The following is a 20,475-nucleotide window of genomic DNA, read 5'->3' as shown; positions in this document are numbered from 1 at the left end:
GCTACTGGAGGTTTTTGAGGGTTTCGAGGTCGCGGTCGGTGCGTGCGAACAATGCCGTGCGGCGCGTCGCGTGACAGCCCGGACAGCTGAAATTGTCGGTGTGAGCGGGCAGCTCGCTCGGCGTGCTCTCCCAGCTCTTCGAACACTCCGGACAGGACAGCTGCACGAACGCCTCGTGTGGCATACGTAGTCGTGGGCGCGACAGCGCCAAAAGCTTTGTCGCCACTCTCGGCGCGCGACAACACGCGTGGTGTTGGGACACGGTGGGGAACGCCAGGCCGGCGACCGCTCGCAGCGGGGGTAGTGTTCGGGGCCGCCGTCGCGGTGGCTACACGGTGAACAACTCCCCGGCAGCGGGCACGTCGAACAGCCCGATCCGCGCGCCGGCGTCGAGCCACGCGTGCCCGTAGGAGAACGCTGCCAGCGCGTTCACGGGGTCGTCGTGCGCGCGGAAGTGCCGGCCGTCTTCGAGGTAGGATTCGGCCATCTCGAAGTACTCGGCGGCGGCTTCACCCAGCGGCGACCCGGCGGGGGGAACGGGATCAGCGGCGGCTAGTGCGTCCGCAAGCAGGCCCTCGTAGCGGTCGGTTTTCTCCGCGAGATCGGCAGCCATACTGGCGTCTGCGTGGCGGACAGCACTAAGTGCTTTGCTGGGCGACGGCTTCGCTACCGGCACGCGCGCACGCCAACACAACGTACAAACAGCGCGGCCGCCGACGTACGTGTATGACTGAGGCCACGGCCGACAGGACGGCACTGACGGATGGCGGGCGTGATGTCGTGGAGCACCGGCAACTGGTGATCGTGGGATCGGGGATCGCGGCGTTGAGCGCGGCGACGTACGCCGCACGGTCGAACAACGACCCGTTGCTGTTCGAGGGCGACGAGCCCGGCGGCCAGCTCACGCTCACCAGCGAGGTGGAGAACTACCCGGGGTTCCCGGAGGGCATCGCGGGCGCGGAGCTCATCCAGGAGATGAAAACCCAGGCCACGCGCTTCGGCGCTGAGGTCGAGCACGGGATCGTCGAATCCGTCGACGACTCCGGGCGGCCGTTCCGGCTCACGCTCACCAACGGTGACGTCTACACCGCCGACGCGGTGATCGTCGCCTCCGGCGCGAGCGCGCGCACGCTGGGCATCCCCGGCGAGGACGAACTCATGGGGCAGGGCGTCTCGACGTGTGCAACGTGTGACGGCGCGTTCTTCCGCGGGGAGGACATGATCGTGGTGGGTGGCGGTGACGCCGCCGCCGAGGAAGCGAGCTTCCTCACGAAGTTCGCGGACACCGTCTATCTCGTGCACCGCCGCGACGAACTGCGCGCCGAGGACTACTGGGCCGACCGCATCCGCGAGCACGTCGCCGACGGCGACATCGAGGTGCTGTGGAACACGGAAGCCGTCGAAGTACACGGGTCGCCCGAGGAGGGCGTGACGGGCGCGTCGCTGGTCCGCCACCCGGAGGGGCATCCGACGGCGAAGCTCGATGCCGACGAAACCGAACAGCTGGAGCTGGACGTCGGCGCGTTCTTCATCGCCATCGGCCACACGCCGAACACGTCGTTCCTCGCCGACACCGGCGTCGTCTGTGACGATGCGGGCTACGTGCAGACGGTCGGGGGTGCCGGCGGCGGCCAGACCAAAACCGACGTGACGGGCGTGTTCGGCGCCGGCGACGTCGTGGACTACCACTACCAGCAGGCGGTCACGGCCGCCGGCATGGGGTCGAAGGCCGCCATCGACGCCGACGAATACTTGGAGAGCGTCGCCGATGGGGTCACCGGTGAGGCGGCCGACGCCACGCCGGCCGACGACTGACGGCGCTGTACCCACACCGCTTTTAGGCGGCGTCCCGTCAGCACGGGCATGGACGAAACGACGTTCACGATCGAGGACGCAGCCGGCAACGCGAACGATGTCACGCTTCCCACGGGGCTCGTGGAGCTGTTCGCGGAAGCCGAGGACGAATCGGACGCCCAGGTCGTCGGCGACATCGCGCTGATGGCGTTCGCACAGCGCGCACACGCCGTGGTCCACCACAGCGAGGGGCAGGTCGACGACGACCTGGAGGCCATCGAGGAAGCCACCCTCGATCAGTTCGAGCAGCGGTTCGGGCAGACGTACGCGGAAGCGACCGGCCACCAGCACTGAGCCTGCGCTATCGGCAGTCGTAGGCCAGCAGCACGCCGTCGTCGAGGCGGTCGACGCCGGTCAACTCGAAGGTGGGGAACTCCGCGACGAATCCATCGCCGTCGGCGAGTGTCGGGGCGTCCCGCCCGCCGATGAGCTGGGGGGCGACGAACACGGACAGCTCGTCGACGAGCTCCTCGGCGAACAGCGAGAAGATGAGTTCGCCGCCACCCTCCACCATGAGGCGGTCGACGCCCCGGGATTCGAGGGCGTCGAGGGCTGACGGCAGGTCGACTCGGTTCTCGCCGGCGACGACCACAGTCGCGCCCGCGGCCTCCAGGCTCTCCCGGTGTTCGACCGGCTCCGCCTCGGCGACGAGGACGTACGTCTCGGCAGCGCCGTCCAACAGCCGTGCGTCCGGCGGCGTGCGGGCGTGGGAGTCCGCGACGACGCGCGCCGGGTGTGGGGACTCGCCGCGCTCCTCGCGGGCGGCGACGTGGTCGCTGTCGTCCAGCGTCAGCGACGGGTCGTCGGCCAGGACAGTGCCGACGCCGACCATGACGGCGTCGACGCTCGCGCGCAGTTCGTCGACGCGTTCGAAGTCCGCGTCGCCGCTGAGGGTGACTTGCTCGCGGCGGCGGGTCGAGAGTTTGCCGTCCGCGCTCATTGCGGCGTTCACGACAACATGCATACAGTCGCGGTGTCGGGGCCGCCTGAAACCGGTTTTCGTTCGGTGGTATGCGCCCGGCGCTGGCTCGCCAACCCTTATGCCCCAGGACGACCGACAGTACGCTGTATGAACGTCGACGATCACGCCGAGGAGCTCGCCTCCGACCTCGGTGTAGACAAAGCGGAGGTCAAAGAGAACCTGCAGAACCTCGTGGAGTACAGCGTGCCGCTGGAGGAGGCCAAGCGCAGCCTCCGGCGGAAGTACGGCGACGATGACGGGGCGCCATCCGGGGGGCCGACCGCCGTCGACATCGCGGACGTCGACACGGACAGCGGGAACGTCACTGTCACGGCGACGGTGCTGACCGCGGGGAAGCGCTCGATCCGCTATCAGGGCGACGACCACGTCATCGGCGAGGGCGAGCTGGCCGACGAGACCGGGCGCATCTCGTACACGGCGTGGGAGGAGTTCGGCCTGGAACCCGGCGACACCGTTACTATCGGGAACGCCAGCGTCCGCGAGTGGGAGGGCAGCCCCGAGTTGAACTTCGGGGAGTCCGCGACGGTCACGAGCGCCGACGGCGACATCGAGGTGGCCGCCGAGGTGGGCGGGGACCGCGACCTCGCGGCGCTCTCGGCGGGCGATCGCGGGCGGAACGTCGAAGCCGTGGTCACGGAGGTCGAGGAGCGCACCATCGATGGGCGGGACGGCGAGACGGAGATCCTCTCCGGCGTGCTCGGCGACGAGACCGCGCGCCTCCCGTTCACCGACTGGGATCCCCACGGCGAGATCGAAGCGGGGGCGTCGGTCCGCATCGAGGACGTCTACGTCCGGGAGTTCCGGGGCGTGCCGTCGGTGAACGTGTCGGAGTTCTCCACGGTTGAGCGCCTCGACCACGAGGTCGAGGTCGGCGGGCCGACCCGGATGGCGATCCGGGAGGCCGTCGCCCGCGGGGGTGCCTACGACGTCGAACTCGTGGGCAGCGTCATCGACATCCGGGACGGCTCGGGGCTGATCAAGCGGTGTCCCGACTGTGGGCGGGTGGTCCAGACGGGGCAGTGTCGCCAGCACGGCGCGGTCGAGGCCGAAGACGACCTGCGCGTCAAGGCGGTGCTGGACGACGGCACCGACAGCGTCACCGCGATCCTGGACCGCGAGCTGACCGCGGACGTCTACGGCGGTACGCTGGCGGACGCCCGCGAGCAGGCCCGGGAAGCCATGGACCACTCGGTGGTCGCCGACACCATCGCCGAGGACGTGGTGGGCCGCGAGTTCCGGGTTCGGGGCCACCTCTCGGTTGACGAGTACGGCGCGAACCTCGAAACGATCGCGTTCGCGGAGCGCGACGACGACCCAGCGGCGCGCGCAGCGGCCTTCCTTGCGGAGGTGGACGCATGAGCGACGCCGACACCGACGACGACGGCGAGCGCAACCGGCGCGAAGTCGCCTACCGACTGTTCGCGGCGGAGTTCGACGACGCCGACTTCTCGTACGCCGAAAGCGACGAGGAGCGTGCGCCGAACTACGTGGTGACGCCGACGGGTGCGCGCGTCAACCGGCTGTTCGTCGTGGGCGTCTTGACGGCCGTTGAGGCGGTCAACGACGACGTGGTGCGCGCGCGCGTCGTCGACCCCACGGGGGCGTTCGTCGTCTACGCCGGGCAGTACCAGCCGGAAGCGCTGGCGGCGCTCGAAGCCGCGGAAACGCCGTCGTTCGTCGCCGTCACGGGCAAAGCCCGGACGTTCGAGCCCGATGACGCCGACGTGGTGTACACGTCGGTCCGCCCGGAGACGGTCAGCGAAGTTGACGCCGACACCCGCGACCGGTGGGTCGTCGCGACCGCCGAGCGCACGCTGTCGCGCGTGCGGACCGCGGCGGCGGCCCACGACCGCGTCGAGCGCGGCGACAGCCTGGAGTCGGCGCTGGCGGCGGCGGGCGTCGCGCCAGGGCTCGCGTCCGGCATCCCGCGGGCGTTCGACCATTACGGGACGACACCGGCGTATCTCGGGGCGGTCCGCGACCTCGCAGCGGACGCGGCCCGCGTCGTCGCCGGCGACACCGACACGGTTGGCGGCCTTGCGGTGGCTCCCAGCGAGGCGGGCGACGCCACACTGGATTTCGCCGCCGACCTCGGCGCGGATGCGTCGTTCGGCGGGGCGTCGGAGACGGACGCCGAGACACACCCCGACTCGTCGGCCGGTGACGCTGGCACGCCGGCGGGGACACCCGACAGCACCGCGTCCTCGGTCGACACGGACGACGGTGAGCCGGCATCCGAGACGGCGTCGCCGGACGAGGACGCGGACCCGAGCACGGGGCCGGTCACGGACAGCGAGAGCGGTGCCGCCGACGAGGACGGCGAGATGTACGAACTCTCGGCCGAGGAGCGCGAGGCAGTCAAAGACGAGTACGGCGTGGACTTCTCGACGGGCGACGAGATCCCGGAGGCGGGCGAGCACGACATCGACGCGCCCGGCCCCGACGAGGGCGTCGAGTCCGAGGCGGCGGCCGCATCGACGGACGACGGCGGTGACGCCGTCGCCGATCCCGGTGACTTCGACGCCGACGGGACCGGGGATGACTCACCGCCCGCCGATGTCGACGTCGAGGAGTACGTCGTGGAGCTGATGGACGATCTCGACGACGGCGACGGCGTGCCCCGCAGTGAGGTGGTGTCGACCGCGGCCGACAGCCTCGACGCCGACGCCGACGAGGTCGAGGCGGCGGTCACGTCGGCGCTGATGAGCGGGCGGTGTTACGAGTCCGGCGACGACCGCCTGAAAGCCATCTGATGGCGCTGGTCGAGCCCGTGCTCGGGGAGCCCGCGGCTGTCGCGGAGACCGGCGGGGGCCGGGCGCTCGTGGTGGCGGATTACCACGCCGGCATCGAGGTGTCGCTGCGCCGGAAGGGGCTGGAAGTGGAGGGCCGCGGCCCACAGCGGCGGCGCCGGCTGCGGCGGCTCGTACGCGAGGAGGGCGCGGACCGCTTGGTGGTTCTGGGCGACGTGGGGCACGCGATCGGCACGCCGGAGGGGGCCGAGCGCGAGGAGTTGGCGGCGCTGTTCGACGCGGTGGACGTGCCCGCGACGGTCGTTGTGGGCAACCACGACAGCGGCATCGAGGACGTGGTGCCCGCTGACGTGACGGTGACCCCAAGCGACGGCACGGTGCTGGGTGACGTGGGGTTCGCACACGGACACACGTGGCCGAGTCAGGCTGTTCTCGAAGCCGAGACGGTCTGCATCGGGCACGAACACCCGGCGGTGCGGCTGACCGACGACGTGGGTGGGACGCGCGTCCAGCGCGCGTGGCTGCGCGGCCCCCTGGACCCAGCACCGTTCACCGACCACTACGGCGAGGCCGTCGACGCGCACGGCGACCTCGCCGTCTTCCCGGCGTTCAACGACCTCTCCGGCGGTACCTGGGTGAACGTCGACGGCCAGGGGTTCCTCGCGCCGTTCCTGCCGGCGGGGTGCCCCGACGCGGAGCTCTACTTGCAGGACGGCACGCGCCTGGGACGATTCGACCGGGTGTAGCCGACGCGACCGCCGGGAGCAGTGTGCTTATTCGCGCGCCAACCGTACGACTACGCCAGTATGTCGGAGACCGGTGGTGGCCGGATGGACGCGTTCACTCACCTCGGCAGCGAGGTCCGGAACGCGCTCTCCGAGCGCGGGTTCACCACGCCAACGGAGCCCCAACGTCGCGCGGTGCCCGCGCTCGCGGACGGGCGAAACGGGTTGGTCGTCGCCCCGACGGGGACCGGGAAGACGGAGACGGCGATGCTGCCCGTCTTCGACGCGCTCGTCTCAGACGGCGGGCCGCCCGACGGGTTCGGTGCGCTGTACGTGACGCCGCTGCGGGCGCTGAACCGAGACATGCGCGAGCGCCTGGACTGGTGGGGGGAGACGCTGGGCCTGGAAGTCGACGTGCGACACGGGGACACGACGGACTACCAGCGCCGACAGCAGGCCACCGATCCGCCGGACGTGCTGGTGACCACGCCGGAGACCCTGCAGGCGATGCTGACCGGGTCGACGCTCCGGGATGGACTTGCAGACGTCGAGCACGTCGTCGTCGACGAGGTCCACGAGCTGGCGGGCGCGAAGCGCGGCGCGCAGCTGGCGATCGGGCTCGAACGCCTCGTGGAGGTGGCCGGGCGCGTCCAGCGGATCGGGCTGTCGGCGACGGTCGGGGATCCCCACGAGATCGGGGCGTTTCTCACCGGCGGCCGGGGGTGTGAGATCATCGAAGTCGACGTGACGTCGAACGTGTCGTTCGAGGTGCGGGAGCCGGCAGTCACGGACGCCGACGAGCGGTTGGCGAGCGAACTGCTGACCACGCCGGCGATGGCCAGCCACGTCCGCGCGATCCGGGAGATCGTCGATCGCCACGACTCGGTGTTGATCTTCGTGAACACCCGACAGACCGCGGAGGCGCTGGGGTCGCGGTTCAAGGAGCTGGACGCGAACATCGGCGTGCACCACGGCTCGCTGTCGAAAGACGCCCGCATCGACGTCGAGGACCGCTTCAAGTCCGGCGACCTCGACGGCCTGCTGTGCACGTCCTCGATGGAGCTCGGGATCGACGTGGGCGGGATCGACCACGTGGTGCAGTACAACTCGCCCCGAGAAGTCAAGCGCCTGCTCCAACGCGTGGGGCGGGCAGGCCACAGCCGGGACGCGGTCAGCGAGGGCACCGTCATCACGGGCAGCACCGACGACACCCTGGAGGCGCTGGCGGTCGCAGACCGGGCCAACGAGGGCGCCGTCGAGGACACCCAGGTTCATCACGGCAGCCTCGACACTGTTGCGAACCAGATCGTCGGCGTCGTGATGGATGTCGGGGAGACCGAGGCGTGGCACGCGTACAACATCATCACGCGCGCGTATCCGTTCAAGCAGCTCACCGAAGAGACGTTCCGGGCGGTGGCGATGGAGCTCCACCGGAACCGCGTGGTGTACGTCGATGAGGACGACGACACCATCTCGACGTCCGGGGGGACGTGGCAGTACTACTACGCGAACCTCTCGATGATCCCCGACGAGGAGACCTACGGGGTGTACGACATGGCCGGCGGCCGGCAGGTCGGCACGCTCGACGAGCGGTTCGTGGTGAACTTCGCGGAGCCGGGCGCGACGTTCGTGCAGCGCGGCGAGATGTGGCGCATCACGAACATCGACGAGGACGACCAGCAGGTGGAGGTCTCGCCCATCGAGGACCCAGCGGGCGAGGTGCCGTCCTGGACGGGCCAAGAGATCCCGGTGCCGTACGCGGTCGCGCAGGCAGTCGGTGGGATGCGGGCGACGGGCGGCCGGCAGCTCGGCACCGGGACGCCCAAAGACGCGGTGGCGAGAGACGTGGCGGCGAGGTATCCGACCACCCACCGGACCGCCGGCAGCGCGCTCGACCGGATGGCCCGCCACGTGACCGAGCAGGACGCGCCCGTGCCGAGCGCCGAGCGGATCGTCGTCGAGCAGGCCGGCTCGACGGTGGTGGTGAACGCGTGCTTCGGGCACGAAGTCAACGAGACGTTGGGGCGGCTGGTGTCGGCGCTGCTCGGTCAGCAGACGGGGTCGTCGGTGGGGCTGGACGCGGGCCCGTACCGCATCGAGTTGGAGGTCCCGAGCCGGGTGAGCGCCACGGACGTCGTGGCGGTGTTGCGCGACACCGACCCCGATCACGTGGCCGGGTTGCTCGAACTCAGCCTGAAACAGTCCGAGACGCTGAAGTTCACGCTCGCACAGGTCGCCGCGAAGTTCGGCGCGCTCAAGCGCTGGAAGGGGCGGGACGGCGTGGGGCTGTCCCGGCTGCTGGGGGCGCTTGAAGATACGCCCGTCTACGAGGAGGCGATCCGGGAGGTGTTCCACACCACCCTGGACGTGGCGCGCGCCAGTGACGTGCTCGCGCGCGTGCAGTCGGGCGAGCTCGGCGTCGAGATCGTAGGCGAGCGCACGGCCGTGGGGGCCGGCGGCCGGTCGGCGGGAACGGAGTTGCTCACGCCGGAGCACGCCGACGCCAGCGTCGTCCAGACGATCAAAGACCGCATCCAGGACGACCGTGTGAAGCTGTTCTGCGTGCACTGCGCCGACTGGAGCCACGAGACGATGGTTCGTCGGGTCACCGACCAGCCGGAGTGCCCCCGGTGTGGGTCAACGCGGATCGCGGCGCTGTCGCCGTGGGCGGATGAGGTGATAACGGCGGTGCGTGCTGACGACAAGGACGACGAGCAGGACGACCGGACACAACGCGCGTACCGGAACGCCAGCATCGTGCAGAGCCACGGGAAGCGGGCCGTGATCGCGTTGTCGGCGCGCGGCGTCGGCCCCCGGAACGCCGCCCGCGTCATCAACCGCCACCGGGAGACGGAGGCGGAGTTCTACCGGGACATCCTCGAGCGCGAGCGCGAGTACGCGCGCACCAAGGCGTTCTGGTAGCGGGAGCCATCACACCGCGGGAACGGTAGTCACACCAAACACAGGTCACAAACTATTCAAGTGGCCTGGGAGTACGCGCGACTATGGTACGCGACCTCCACGTCCCACGAACTGCACTGTTAGCCGTCGGGCTCGCAGTGCTGCTGGTTGCCGCTGGGTGTACCGGTATGCCCGGTGGATCGAGCGCCGATGCCACCACAACGAACGCGAAACTCGACAGCGTCCCGGCGTCCGCTGAGTACGTCGCGTACGTCGATGTCGCTGGCATGCGAACTGACACGGATCTCCGATCGGTGACGAACACGACGCTGGCCGAGGTCGACCTCGGCCCGAGTGCCCCGAGTGACGTGTCGTCGATGCTCGACGACTTCGAGGACGCCACCGATATCAACCCGCGAAAGATCCAGAACATGACGATGTTCACGGCGTCGACTGCGACCACGCAGCCCGGCACCAGCAGCGGGGCGGCGGTGCTGTCGACGACGTACGACGAATCCGGGATGGTCAACGCCATCGAGTCGTCGACGGACACGACGCTCAACGAGGGAACGTACGGGAACGTCACGGTGTACAGCGACGACTCGCTGGGCGGGTTCGACAACGTGTTGGCCGCGCTCGGTGACGGCGAGTTCGTGGTCGGTGACCGCGACAGCGTCGAGAGCATGCTCGACGTGCGCAGCGGCGACGCCGACCACCTGGAGGGCGACCTCAGAAGCGCCTTCGAGGGCGTCAACGGCGGCAGCTACGTACAGTACGCGCTGTCCGCACCCAACGGCTCCGACAGCTTGCTTGGATACGAGCGCGTCGCCGAGAACGCGCCGGTCAACCTCTCGGCGGTGAGCGGCATCGAGTACACCGCGGTGTCGTTCGGCACCGACGACGGTGACATCACGTCCACGGAGCACGTCATCGCCGACTCCGAGGGCAGCGCGGAGCGGGCCTACGATCTCATCGACGGGACGCGGTCGCTGTACGCCAGCGTGAGCCCCGAAGAGCTGCGGCCGTCGTTCGAGGCGGGCTCGATCGAACAGGACGGAAACACGGTCATCGTCACGTACGCCGAATCCGCGGACACCATCGAGTCGCGGATCGAGGCGGCGTTCGGGACGAACGAAACGGCGGACAACACGACAACGCTCGACAACTCGTCCGCCGCGTCAGTGGCGCGCCCATAGATGGACGTCCCGTCCCTGCTCGGGAAGGAACTCCGGTGGGGACGACACAAGCTGCTCGCGCTCGCGGCTGTTTTCGTCGTGCTGCCGGCGGTGTTCGCGTACGTCACGGTGGGCTTTCAGCACGTATTACCGACCGACGCGCCGATCGCAGTCGCGCCACGGACGGCGGCCGTCACCGGGGACGATCTGCGCGTCGCGCGGGCGGCTGTCACGGTGTTCAGTGATCCCGTGATCTACCAGTCTCGGGCAGACGCACTGACCGCGCTCGGCCGCGAGCAGGTGTACGCCGTCGTCTCCGTGCCGCCCGCGCTCGCCGACTCGGCGCGCGGCGCGGCCGCGTTCACGGTCTACATCGACGGCAGCGTCGTGCCGTACCACGAGCCGTCGCGGGCCATCGTGCGCCTGCTGCAGTCCGGACTGGGCACCGCAATTCCCCGCGACGTGACCGTGTCCCGGGAGTTCGTCGGCACCCAGTACTCGTTGTCGACGTACCTCGTGCCGTCGTTCGTGGTGTCGTTGACCGCCATCGTGGCGTTGGGCTACCTCCCACAGACGTTCGAGGCGGAGGCGGCCGTGCTGGATCGGCTGCGTGTGGAGACCAGCCTGTACGCGGTCGTCGCGAGCAAGCTCCTGTTTTTCGCGGCGCTGCTGGTCGTGCCCCTGGTCGTGTTCGACGCCGTCACCGCCGTGACCGGCGGTTCGGTGTCCGTGTTGGGAGTGGCGACGCTGGCCGTCGTCGTGGTGACGTTCCTGTTGTTGGGACTGGTGGCGGTTGCCATCCAGTTGCTCGCCGGGTTCGGCGTTTGGGGGCGCATCCTCAACCTGCTGGTGTTGCTGTTCGTGCTCGGGTTCTCCGGGGTGGTGTACCCCGTGGGGTTCTTCTCGCCCGCCCGCCGGTGGGTGGTTCGACAGGTGCCGACGCATTACGCGGTGGTCACGATCCGCGGCCTCGTGCTCCGCGGGCAACCCATCAGCGCGTACGCCGACTGGCTGGGTGGCCTGGTCGCCGCGGTCGGCGTGGCGGCGTTGGTGGCCGGGGGCGCAATCGAACTGTACGAACGGAGGGCCTGACCGTGATCACAGCCACGGACCTCACGAAGAGGTACGGCGAAACGACTGCACTGGCGGCGGTCTCAGTCGCCTGGGACGAGGGGTTGCACTGCTTGGCCGGCCCGAACGGCTCGGGGAAGACGACCCTCCTGCGCGTGCTTGCGGGGCTCACACGACACGACAGCGGCAGCGTCACCGTGCCCGAGTCGCTGGGCGTCGCGTTCCAGACGCCGAACGTCTACGCGGACCTCACGGTCGCGGAGAACCTCGACGTGTTCGGCGCGCTCGCGGGGGCGACCGACGAGTGGCGGGCGTCGCTGGTCGATCAGCTGCGCCTCGATCCGGTGGCCGAGCGGACGGCGGGCGCGCTCTCCGGGGGGTTCCAGAAGAAACTGGATCTCGCGCTTGCGCTGTTGAAGCGGCCCGACGCCCTGTTGTTGGACGAGCCGCTGGCCGACCTGGACCCGGCGACGCGGCGGCGGCTGGTGGACACGGTCACGCGATACAGCGCCGAGCACACGGTCGTTGCGTCCACCCATCACCTCGACGCGTTCGCGGACGACTACGCGACGCTGACGGTTGTCCGGGACGGCCGCCTCCTGGATTCGTGGGACCGGCCCGCCGCGCCGAACGACCCGGGCAGCGTCTACGACCGGCTGCTCGACCGGGAAAACGGTTTTTAGCGCTCGCGACGAGACGCGACGTATGGTCGAAGAGACAACCCGCGACGAGGCGACGTGGTACCGCTGTGAGGAGTGTGGGTTGGTGTTCGACATCGATGCCGACGCTCAGCAACACGAAGCCAACTGCACCGCCGAGGACCCACCGTACCTGCGGTAGTCACGCCGGGCCGACGATCTCGTAGGCGTACTCGGAGAGTTCGTCCTCGGCGAACACGAACACGCGGCCCCGAGCGGTCTCGGGGTCGGCGTCGATGTCGATCGCGTAGCCGTCGGCCTGCACTGTGACCCCCGGGAACAGCTCCTCGCGTTCGCCGGGGTCGAGCAGCAGGCGGCCGACGCCGGTTGACTCCAGGATCTCGTCGTGGGTCTTCAGGTCGTTGACGTACACCAGCACGCCCTCGGTTTCGGTGGGGTCGGTGACCAGCACGTGGACGTCCTTCCCCGGATTGGTGTGCAGCGTGCCCTCGATGGGTTCCGGGACGCCGTTGTAGAAGGCTTCCCGCCCGTCAGTGTATTCGACGTAGACGCCCTCTTCGGCCAGTTCAACGCCGAGCGTGCTCGGCGCAATGTCGTTGCGGGCGCTCATTCGTGTTCGTGTAGCCGCCGACCCACCGAAAAGCCCGCGGTTTGCGCGGAGCGCCAACACCAAGTACGGCGGCCCCCAGGCGTGGGCATGGACGGGCGCGCGGTGGCACCGGCGGCCGGCACGGTTCTGAACGCCCTGGCGACCGGCGTCGGGGCGGCGTTCGCGCTGGATATCGACACCGAAGCGTCCGTTTCGGTGACGCCGTCGGAAAGCGGCGTCAGCGGGGAGATCGCAGGCCACCCCGAGGCCGACACCGCGCTCATCGAGCGCTGCGTCTCGCGCGTGATCGACCGCTACGGTGACGGGCAGGGTGGCCACGTCCGCACCGAAAGCGAGGTGCCACTGGCCGCCGGATTGAAAAGCTCCAGTGCAGCGGCCAACGCCACCGTGCTGGCGACGCTGGACGCGCTGGGCGTTGCGGAGCGCGTCCCGCGGATCGAGGCCGCGCGGATCGGCGTGCAGGCCGCCCGAGACGCGGGCGTGACGGTGACCGGCGCGTTCGACGACGCGGCGGCAAGCATGCTCGGCGGGGTGGCGATGACCGACAACCGCGAGGACGACCTCCTGTTCCGCGACGCGGTCGAGTGGCACGCCGCCGTCTGGACGCCCCCCGAGCGCGCGTACTCCGCGGACGCCGACGTGGCGCGGTGCGAGCGCGTTTCGGGACTTGCCGAGCACGTCGCGGCGCTCGCGGCGGCCGGCGACTACGGCACCGCGATGACGGTCAACGGTCTGGCGTTCTGTGCCGCCCTCGACTTCCCGACCGCGCCCGCGGTCACGGCGCTCCCACACGCCGCCGGTGTGTCGCTGTCCGGCACCGGCCCCAGCTACGTCGCGGTCGGCGACGAGGACGGCATCGAGGAGGTGAGCACACGATGGCACGAGAACCCCGGGACGGTCAGGGAGACGACGACGCAACTGGCCGGGGCCCGGACGACATGACATTGGACGAACTCCGCGCGGAGATCGAGAGCATCGACCGCGAGATCGTGGATCTGATCGCGCGACGCACGTACGTCGCCGAGACCATCGCCGACGTGAAAGCCGAGCAGGGGCTGTCGACGACCGACGAGTCCCAGGAGGACGCAGTGATGGAGCGCGCCGGCGAGAACGCCGCGGCGTTCGGCGTCGACGACAACCTCGTGAAGGCGGTGTTCCGGCTGCTCATCGAGTTGAACAAAATCGAGCAGCGGGAGACGCGGTAGCCCGACCACCCCGCTGGGGGTGCGCTGGCCCGACGGTGGCGGCAGGTTTTTGCCACCAACCAGTCGTACGCCAGCCATGGACAACGCTGTCGCCGCGCTCCGCGACCGAGTTCGGCGACGACCTCGGAGCGCACAGCGGCGAAATCCAGCGGGCCGGCTGGTTCGACGGGGCACCCACGAACACCGCCGACCGCGTCGACGCGGCGGCGATGCTGCGGGACTGCCGGATCGACTGACGCGCCTCAGAACTCCGTGGCGATCCCGTCGAGTGCGTCGTGGTGTTCCGTCGAGTACGGGGCGGTCAGCGGCGAGACGGAGACGTGGCCGTCGAGGACGGCGCGGCGGTCGGTTCCCTCGGGGTCGTGGATGTCGCCGGCGGCCATCGCCTCCCAGAGGCGGTCGTACAGCGTGACCGTGTCGCCGGTCTGGGCGGCGGTCATGTCGTAGGCGTGGGAGGGACGGGTGACCACCATCTCGCCGGTGGCGTCGGCGTCCGGGTGGGGGGCGTTGACGTTCAGGTAGTCAGCGGTGTCGAAGATGCCGTCGGTGACGGCGTCGTGTGCGAGGTGTGTGGTGGCGTCGACGGCGTGCTCGTAGTCGGCGACTGCGGTCGGCTCGCCGAACTGCTCCTCGCGCATGTACATCGAGACTGCGATCGCGGGCACGCCGAAGAACGCCGCTTCGACGGCCGCACTGACGGTGCCCGAGCGCCCGAGGACGTACATCCCGAGGTTTCCCCCCTCGTTCACGCCCGACACCACGAGGTCGGGGTACGGGCCGAGCGCCTCCAGCCCGGCGACCACGCAGTCCGCGGGCGTCCCCTCGATGGCGTATCCGAGGTCGTGGTCGTGGACGGCGACCTCCTGGGACATCGCGCGCCCCGTCGCGCTCTGGTTGTCCGCGGGCGCGACGACGGTGACGTTGCCAACCGCGTCGAGGCCGTCGGCGAGGGCGCGGATGCCCGGTGCGTCGATACCATCGTCGTTCGTCACGAGAATCTCGGGCTCGTCGGCGTCCATCGTGTAGCCGTCGGCGCGACGGCGAAAGAGCGTTTCGGGAAGCGGCGGGCAGTGGCTGCGGGGCAGCCCGGTGGGTCAGAACACGAGTCGTTCGGCGAGCCGCCGCAGCAGACCTGGCTGGCGGGACTCGTGGGGGTAGACCGTGAGTTCGGTGCAGTCGGCGGCGGTCTGGGTGTGGCTGCCGCGGCCGCCTCGGACGCGGCGGTGAGCGCCCGTCCGGACGACCAGGTCGGGGGCGGTCTGGTCGCCGCCGTCAGCCCGGAGGTCGGCGGTTCTGACCGGTGCCGACAGCAGGCCGGCGAGCTCGTCCTGGTAGGCGTGGACGGTCTCCTGGCGTTTGTCCGGGTGGTCCGCGGACAGCGGGAACTGGAGGGTCACGGTGCCGCCGGCTGCGCCGGCGACTGCGTCGGCGACGGCGACGGTCGCGGGATCGTAGGGGCCGCCGTCGCCCTCAAGCACGACGTTCTGTGGGGCGTCGTAGCCCCGGTTCTCGACGAGCAACACGTCACAGGGGGCGTGTCGCACCACCCAGTCGATGGGGTCGCCGAGCAGCCGCGAGCGCAGCCGCAGTCGCTCGTGCTCGGCGACAACCGTGTCGACGCTGCGCTGCTCGGCGACGTTCAGGATGGCGCGTTTGGTGTCGTGGCTGACGACTTCGCCGTACGTGATGTCGACGTCGAACTCCGTGGAGAGCCCTTCGGTGCGCTCCTCGAAGCGCACGTCGGCCGGCGACTGCACGTCGGCGGCGTGGTCGAGGGGTGCTTGATCGGGCACCTCGTCGAACCGGACGACGACGACCTGCCCGTCCTCGTTTCGGGCGCGGTCAGCAGCCAGCGAGAGCAGCGCGCGCTCGCGGTCGGCGCTGGCCTCACGGGTGAGCGCGACCAGTACCTCTGGGCCACCCGCCTCGGCCCCGGTGGCGTCGACGAGGGCTTCGGTCTCGGTCAGCACATCGCGGCCCAGCCGCCGTCGCACCACGTCCGTCGCAGCGCCCTCGCGGCGGACGCGGGGCCGGGCGTAGACGCGGTACCAGACGACGCTGCCGAGCGTGATGACGGCCGCGCCGGCGATCGGGACCCACCCCATCTGCGTGAGCAACGCCAGCCCACTGAGTACGCCGAAGCCCTGCATCCAGGGGTACAGCGGCGACTCGAAGTCGGGGTCGTAGTCGGTGGTGCCGGTGCGGAACGCGACCAGCGCGAGGTTCACGAGCACGAACACGAGGATCTGGAAGGCGCTGGCGAGCTTCGCGATGTCGAGGATGGGGACGAACGCGATGAGCGCGAGGACGACCGCGCCGGTGAGCGTGATGGCCGTCGTCGGTGTGCCAAAGCGGTCGTGGATCTCGGCGAACGTCGGTGGCGCGAGCTGGTCGCGGCTCATCGCGAACGGGTACCGCGACGAGGAGAGGATGCCGGCGTTGGCGGTGGAGACGAGCGCGAGCACCGCGGCGGCGATGACGGCGTAGACGCCGGCGGTGCCGAGGGTGGCGTCGGCGGCCACGGCGACCGGGGTGGCCGAGCCGGCGACGGCACCGGAGTCCGTGACGCCGACCATCACGGCGACGATGCCGACGTACAGCAGCGTGGTGAACGCAAGCGAGCCGAGGATGCCGAGCGGGAGGTTCCGGTCGGGGTTTTCGACTTCCTCGGCGACGCTGGCGACCTTCGTGACGCCCGCGTAGGAGACGAACACGAGTCCGGTGGCGGCCAGCAGCCCCTCCCAGCCGCCGGTCAAAAAGCCCTGGAAGTTCGCCTGCTGGACCTGGCCGGCGCTGCCGGCGACGAACCACCCCAGCGCGGCGAGCATGAGCGAGACGATGACGGTTTGGAGCCGACCGGTCTGTTTCGCGCCGAGCAGGTTCACGACGATGAGGAGGGCCGCGAGCCCGAGCGCCACGGGTTGGACGGGGAGGTCGAACAGCAACACGAGGTAGGGGACGCCGCCGACGAGCGCGAGCGCGCTTTTGAACGACAGCGAGAACCACGTGCCGACGCCGGCGACGGTGCCCAAAAGCGGCCCCATGCCGCGCTCGATGTAGATGTAGGTGCCGCCGGCTTCCGGCATCGCGGTCGCCATCTCGGATTTCGAGAGGGCGGCCGGAACGACGAGCAGGCCGGCCAGCAGGTACGCTACGATGACCGCCGGGCCGGCCATTTTGAGCGCGAGCGCCGGCAGGATGAAGATGCCGCTGCCGATCATTGCGCCGACGCTGATCGCGAACACCGCGCCGAGGCCGAGGTCTCGCTCAAGCGTTTTCATTGCTGTGGTGGGTGCTGGCTCGCGGGGCCGGGTGTGAGTCGACGGTGGCGGCCGCGAGCGCGTGCGGGGTGGTGATGATGTCGGCGTCGAGACGTTCGAACGCGGGGGCTCGTGACGGCGTGGTGATGTGGACGATGAGGTGGGTGGGATCGAGCCGGCTGCGGGCGAGTTGCGCGACCAGCAGGGAGTTGGCGTCGTCAACGCACATGACGACGACCGTGTGTGGCCGGTCACCAGGAACGGCGCGGAGGGCGGTGCCGTCCAGGGCGGGAACGACGTGGACGGTGAGTGAGTCCGGTGTGTCGGCCGGTGGTGGGCTGGTCGTGATGTGTGTGACGGGGGAGTCGTACGCGAGCAGTCGTGTGGCGACCTCGTGGCCGGTGTGGCCGCCACCGATGACGGCCGTCGGTGCGTGTGTCGGCGTGTCGGCCGTGGTTGTGGTGTCGGGCATGGGTGGTGTGCGGCGTCGGTCCGGGTTCGCCGCCTATCCCATCGGTGGGGACAAAACTATATAAAATAACCGCATTATCTGCTATTCCGTCCCAAAGAGGAGGTATATTATTCAGTATCGTTTGCAGACGGTGTCGAGAACCCATCGAACGGTCCCGCGTGTACGCTCCGGATGAGGTCCTCATCGGCGACCTCCAGGCCCAACTCGTCGAGATCGCGGCCGATCCGGCTGAGGTCGTCACTGTCGGCCCCGACGGCGAACACGTGGATGTTCTCCGTCCCGGTCATCACCTCTTCGACGCGCACCACGCCGGGCACGTCGACGGCCGCCGCCGCCAGCTCCTCACGCTGTGGCACCGGTGCCGTACACACGATGAGCGTGTACAACTGATAGCCCGCCTGTTCGTAGTCCACGTCGGCGTGGTAGCCGGTCAGAATCCCGCGTTCTTCGAGGCGTCCGATGCGGTTGCGGACGGTGCTCGCCGATACGTCGGCTTCGTCGGCGATGTCCTGGGAGGACGTGCTTCTGGCGTCCCGCTGGAGTGCGTGTAGGATCGTTCGGTCGAGGTCGTCGAGCCCGTCGAGTGTCATGACTGGTAATCCCGACGGCCCGTAAAAAGGTCTGTCGCAGTCACCACCGCTGCCCGGCGTCAGACGGCGTCGACAACCGTCTCCTCGTCGACGACCAGGTTGTACGCGTCCTCGTCGTCGTTCCAGAGCACGAGGGCGTCCTCGATGGACACCAGGTCGCCGTAGTCGGCGGCCTCGATGCCGCCGTTCAGGCTCGTCGGTCGAACCAGCACGGCATAGCAGTCCGTCGTCTGGCTGCCGTCGCTCACCCTGAAGACGGGGTTGGCGTCCGCGCCGGCGAGGTTCCGAGAGAGCTTGGCCACGAGCAGGTCGGCGCGGTCGGTCACCCGGTCGTCGGCGTCACCCAGCGCGAGCAGGCGGTCGCCGGACAGCTCGACGGCGTGCCGGCGGCGGTCGTCGCGGCGCAACAGCGAGTACGAGAACCGCACGTCGGTGTGGCGGAACTCCCCGGGGTCCTGGCTGGCGTCCGCGAGCCGCGACTGCACGGCGGGCACCTCGACCGCGGGCCGCTCGTCGAACGACCACCCGCTGTCGGTCGGCCGGCGATCCGGCCAGAGCCGCGGCGTCGGCCCGTACACGGTAAACGGGTCGTCCTCGACGGCGCGCTCCACCGCTCGGAGGTGCGTGCTCGTGTGTTTGTCCGCGGGCGCGAGCGCGAGAGCCGTCCCGTCGGCGGCCATCGCGTCGGCGTATTTCCGGAGGACCGACGCCGCGTCGTCGAGCTCCGAGAGCACCGAGCACGCCAACACGAGGTCGTACTCGCCGGCCGGCTGGAAGGACTCCGCGGTCTCCCGGTGGATCGTCGTGTGGACGTTGTGCGGGGTTTCGGCCAGCAGTGCGTCGAGCACGTCGGCGGCGGCGCTCGGCTCGACGGCGTGGTACTCCACCAGCGCCTCGTCGGGCAGGAAGTCGAACAGCCCCACCGCCGGCCCGCCGACCCCCGCGCCGAGGTCCAGCACACGAAGGTCGTGGCCGAGCAGCCCATCACGGGCAAGCCCCGCGAGCACGTACTGGACGGCCGCGTAGTAGCCCGCCAGATGGTAGACCGCGTACCCCAACGCGACCTCGCGGTCGTACTCGACGGGGTTCCGGCGGTAGTAGTCGTCTTTGAACCGGCGGATCGTCTCTCGGAGGCTGTCCCCGGTGTCCCCGCGGTGCCAGTCCGGGCCGTACGCCGCGGTGAGCTCCGCCTCGACCACGCGCTCGTAGCGTTCCGGGAGCGCAGTCACGCCGTTGAACGGCGGCCCCACTGGCTCCTCGGGTGGCACCACGAACGTTCCGTCGGCGCGCTCGATGATCCCCAGGTCGGCGGCCTGCTCCCGGAGCACCTGGCGCACGACGGCTTCGTGGGGCTGCCCGGGGACGTACTCGCGCAGCGCCGCCGGGTCGAGGGGGCGAACGCCACGGAGGTATTTCGCGGCGTCCCGCACCGCCCCGCGATCAACTGGCATCCTCGTACACCTCCGCGAACGCGTCACCGTCGCCGGCCGCCGCAGCCGCGATGCGGTCGGCGGCAGCGGCGACCTCCTGGCTCCCCCCGAACGTCGATTGAATGTCGGCGTACACGCCCGGCGTGCCACCGGTGACCCGGTCGGCGAGCCGCGATAGCTCCTCGTAGACCGGGGTTGCGAGCGCGTCCGGCACGTCGTCGGCCGCCAGCGCGAACGCCAGGATCGCGGCGTGAGTCCGCCCCTGGATGGTTTCCATGGCGTCGTCGTGGACGGCGGCCGGAACCTCAACCAACTCGTTGCCGGCGTCGGCGAGCCAGCCTCGAAGCCGGTCGACCGCCGGCCCGCCGTCGCCGTCGGTCACCGCGATGCGGCCCGGCGCGTGCGCCGGCGCGAACAGCGGGTGGAAGCTCGCGCGCTCGACGCCGGGCGGCCCCGCCGCGGCCATCGCCGCCAGCGGCTCGCCCATCACACCCGTGAAATCCACGATGGCGCGCTCGGCGGCGGCGGCGTGAGCGTCGATCGCGGCGCCCGCAGCGCGCATCGGGACCGCCACCGCGACGACCGCGAACGACGCCGCCGTGTCCACGGCGACGGCGCGCGCGTTCTCGGTGGCGTCGGCGGCGGCCACGGCGCGCTGTGGGTCGGTATCGGCGAACGCCACTGGCGCGGCGACCACCTCAGCCACCCAGCGTCCGACCGCGCCGGCCCCGACAACGAGTACCTCCATTGACGCGAGTGTAGCGTCCCGGCTGCTAAAAGGCGTTCGCACC

The 20,475-nt window shown here is 70.1% G+C and carries 23 protein-coding genes; 13 read left to right on the top strand and 10 right to left on the bottom strand.

From position 1 onward, the window contains the following. Nucleotide 1: 1 nt before the first annotated feature. Nucleotides 2–184, bottom strand: coding sequence for a hypothetical protein (locus ACOZ32_RS10315; RefSeq protein ID WP_010902914.1), 183 nt, complete (start codon nt 182–184; stop codon nt 2–4). Between the two features lie 144 nt (nt 185–328). Further along, complete coding sequence (locus ACOZ32_RS10310; protein WP_010902913.1) at nt 329–613, bottom strand: DUF357 domain-containing protein; 285 nt, start codon at nt 611–613, stop codon at nt 329–331. A gap of 113 nt (nt 614–726) precedes the next feature. Between ACOZ32_RS10310 and ACOZ32_RS10305 the strand changes: the two genes are divergently transcribed. Both ACOZ32_RS10305 and ACOZ32_RS10300 read left to right on the top strand, forming a co-directional pair. Next, on the top strand, nt 727–1,815 hold the full coding sequence (locus tag ACOZ32_RS10305) for an NAD(P)/FAD-dependent oxidoreductase (RefSeq protein WP_205252721.1): 1,089 nt from the start codon (nt 727–729) through the stop codon (nt 1,813–1,815). 48 nt (nt 1,816–1,863) lie between these two features. After that, entirely contained in the window at nt 1,864–2,148 is a 285-nt protein-coding gene (locus ACOZ32_RS10300) for a DUF7545 family protein (RefSeq protein WP_010902911.1), read from the top strand. A 7-nt stretch (nt 2,149–2,155) separates the two neighbouring features. Here ACOZ32_RS10300 and ACOZ32_RS10295 read toward each other — a convergent pair whose 3' ends face one another. Continuing rightward, entirely contained in the window at nt 2,156–2,818 is a 663-nt protein-coding gene (locus ACOZ32_RS10295; RefSeq protein ID WP_136361455.1) for a 2,5-diamino-6-(ribosylamino)-4(3H)-pyrimidinone 5'-phosphate reductase, read from the bottom strand. Between the two features lie 105 nt (nt 2,819–2,923). Here ACOZ32_RS10295 and ACOZ32_RS10290 point away from each other — a divergent pair, with 105 nt between their 5' ends. From ACOZ32_RS10290 to ACOZ32_RS10255, 8 genes are all read left to right on the top strand, one after another. Beyond that, nucleotides 2,924–4,195, top strand: coding sequence for a Single-stranded DNA binding protein (locus ACOZ32_RS10290; protein WP_235157791.1), 1,272 nt, complete (start codon nt 2,924–2,926; stop codon nt 4,193–4,195). Continuing rightward, complete coding sequence (locus tag ACOZ32_RS10285) at nt 4,192–5,589, top strand: hypothetical protein (RefSeq protein ID WP_424335203.1); 1,398 nt, start codon at nt 4,192–4,194, stop codon at nt 5,587–5,589. The genes ACOZ32_RS10290 and ACOZ32_RS10285 overlap by 4 nt, the downstream gene beginning before the upstream one ends. Then, complete coding sequence (locus ACOZ32_RS10280) at nt 5,589–6,332, top strand: metallophosphoesterase (protein WP_424335202.1); 744 nt, start codon at nt 5,589–5,591, stop codon at nt 6,330–6,332. Before ACOZ32_RS10285 ends, ACOZ32_RS10280 begins: the two co-directional genes overlap by 1 nt. Before the next feature lie 60 nt (nt 6,333–6,392). Next, nucleotides 6,393–9,233, top strand: a complete 2,841-nt coding sequence (locus tag ACOZ32_RS10275) for a DEAD/DEAH box helicase (protein WP_424335201.1) — start codon at nt 6,393–6,395, stop codon at nt 9,231–9,233. An 83-nt stretch (nt 9,234–9,316) separates the two neighbouring features. Then, the gene (locus ACOZ32_RS10270; protein WP_010902905.1) at nt 9,317–10,408 is read left to right on the top strand and encodes a hypothetical protein; all 1,092 of its coding nucleotides are present in this window, start codon (nt 9,317–9,319) and stop codon (nt 10,406–10,408) included. Then, nucleotides 10,409–11,479 (top strand): ABC transporter permease, encoded by a 1,071-nt coding sequence (locus ACOZ32_RS10265; protein ID WP_235157797.1) that lies wholly within the window; start codon nt 10,409–10,411, stop codon nt 11,477–11,479. It begins immediately after the preceding gene. A 2-nt stretch (nt 11,480–11,481) separates the two neighbouring features. Continuing rightward, nucleotides 11,482–12,141 carry an ATP-binding cassette domain-containing protein gene (locus tag ACOZ32_RS10260; RefSeq protein ID WP_424335200.1) on the top strand — a complete coding sequence of 220 codons (660 nt, stop codon included), beginning with the start codon at nt 11,482–11,484 and terminating at the stop codon, nt 12,139–12,141. 22 nt (nt 12,142–12,163) lie between these two features. Further along, nucleotides 12,164–12,298: a DUF7128 family protein gene (locus ACOZ32_RS10255; RefSeq protein ID WP_012289298.1), complete on the top strand. Its 135-nt coding sequence runs from the start codon at nt 12,164–12,166 to the stop codon at nt 12,296–12,298. Here ACOZ32_RS10255 and ACOZ32_RS10250 read toward each other — a convergent pair whose 3' ends face one another. Continuing rightward, on the bottom strand, nt 12,299–12,727 hold the full coding sequence (locus ACOZ32_RS10250) for a DUF5796 family protein (protein WP_010902902.1): 429 nt from the start codon (nt 12,725–12,727) through the stop codon (nt 12,299–12,301). 87 nt (nt 12,728–12,814) lie between these two features. Here ACOZ32_RS10250 and ACOZ32_RS10245 point away from each other — a divergent pair, with 87 nt between their 5' ends. From ACOZ32_RS10245 to ACOZ32_RS10235, 3 genes are read left to right on the top strand one after another with little or no spacing between them, the layout of a single operon-like run. Further along, entirely contained in the window at nt 12,815–13,669 is an 855-nt protein-coding gene (locus tag ACOZ32_RS10245; RefSeq protein WP_424335199.1) for a shikimate kinase, read from the top strand. Further along, nucleotides 13,603–13,932, top strand: a complete 330-nt coding sequence (locus tag ACOZ32_RS10240) for a chorismate mutase (RefSeq protein ID WP_012289297.1) — start codon at nt 13,603–13,605, stop codon at nt 13,930–13,932. The genes ACOZ32_RS10245 and ACOZ32_RS10240 overlap by 67 nt, the downstream gene beginning before the upstream one ends. 35 nt (nt 13,933–13,967) lie before the next feature. Then, nucleotides 13,968–14,168 carry a hypothetical protein gene (locus ACOZ32_RS10235; RefSeq protein WP_235169081.1) on the top strand — a complete coding sequence of 67 codons (201 nt, stop codon included), beginning with the start codon at nt 13,968–13,970 and terminating at the stop codon, nt 14,166–14,168. 6 nt (nt 14,169–14,174) lie between these two features. Here the strand turns inward: ACOZ32_RS10235 and surE are convergent, their stop codons facing one another. From surE to ACOZ32_RS10205, 6 genes are all read right to left on the bottom strand, one after another. After that, complete coding sequence (gene surE / locus ACOZ32_RS10230) at nt 14,175–14,951, bottom strand: 5'/3'-nucleotidase SurE (RefSeq protein WP_424335198.1); 777 nt, start codon at nt 14,949–14,951, stop codon at nt 14,175–14,177. A gap of 75 nt (nt 14,952–15,026) precedes the next feature. Further along, entirely contained in the window at nt 15,027–17,213 is a 2,187-nt protein-coding gene (locus tag ACOZ32_RS10225) for an amino acid permease (protein ID WP_136361445.1), read from the bottom strand. Beyond that, the gene (locus ACOZ32_RS10220) at nt 17,200–17,664 is read right to left on the bottom strand and encodes an NAD-binding protein (RefSeq protein WP_081422751.1); all 465 of its coding nucleotides are present in this window, start codon (nt 17,662–17,664) and stop codon (nt 17,200–17,202) included. The genes ACOZ32_RS10225 and ACOZ32_RS10220 overlap by 14 nt, the downstream gene beginning before the upstream one ends. A 107-nt stretch (nt 17,665–17,771) precedes the next feature. Further along, nucleotides 17,772–18,254 (bottom strand): Lrp/AsnC family transcriptional regulator, encoded by a 483-nt coding sequence (locus ACOZ32_RS10215; protein WP_010902895.1) that lies wholly within the window; start codon nt 18,252–18,254, stop codon nt 17,772–17,774. A gap of 59 nt (nt 18,255–18,313) precedes the next feature. Beyond that, nucleotides 18,314–19,705, bottom strand: coding sequence for a methyltransferase (locus ACOZ32_RS10210; RefSeq protein ID WP_235157808.1), 1,392 nt, complete (start codon nt 19,703–19,705; stop codon nt 18,314–18,316). Beyond that, the gene (locus ACOZ32_RS10205; protein WP_235157811.1) at nt 19,695–20,432 is read right to left on the bottom strand and encodes a prephenate dehydrogenase/arogenate dehydrogenase family protein; all 738 of its coding nucleotides are present in this window, start codon (nt 20,430–20,432) and stop codon (nt 19,695–19,697) included. The genes ACOZ32_RS10210 and ACOZ32_RS10205 overlap by 11 nt, the downstream gene beginning before the upstream one ends. Nucleotides 20,433–20,475: the final 43 nt, after the last annotated feature.

The organism is Halobacterium sp. MBLA0001 (genome assembly GCF_049705385.1).
Taxonomy (GTDB): Archaea; Halobacteriota; Halobacteria; order Halobacteriales; family Halobacteriaceae; genus Halobacterium; species Halobacterium salinarum.
The sequence above is the reverse complement of the archived record's forward strand: the minus strand, read 5'-3'. Positions and strand labels throughout refer to the sequence as shown.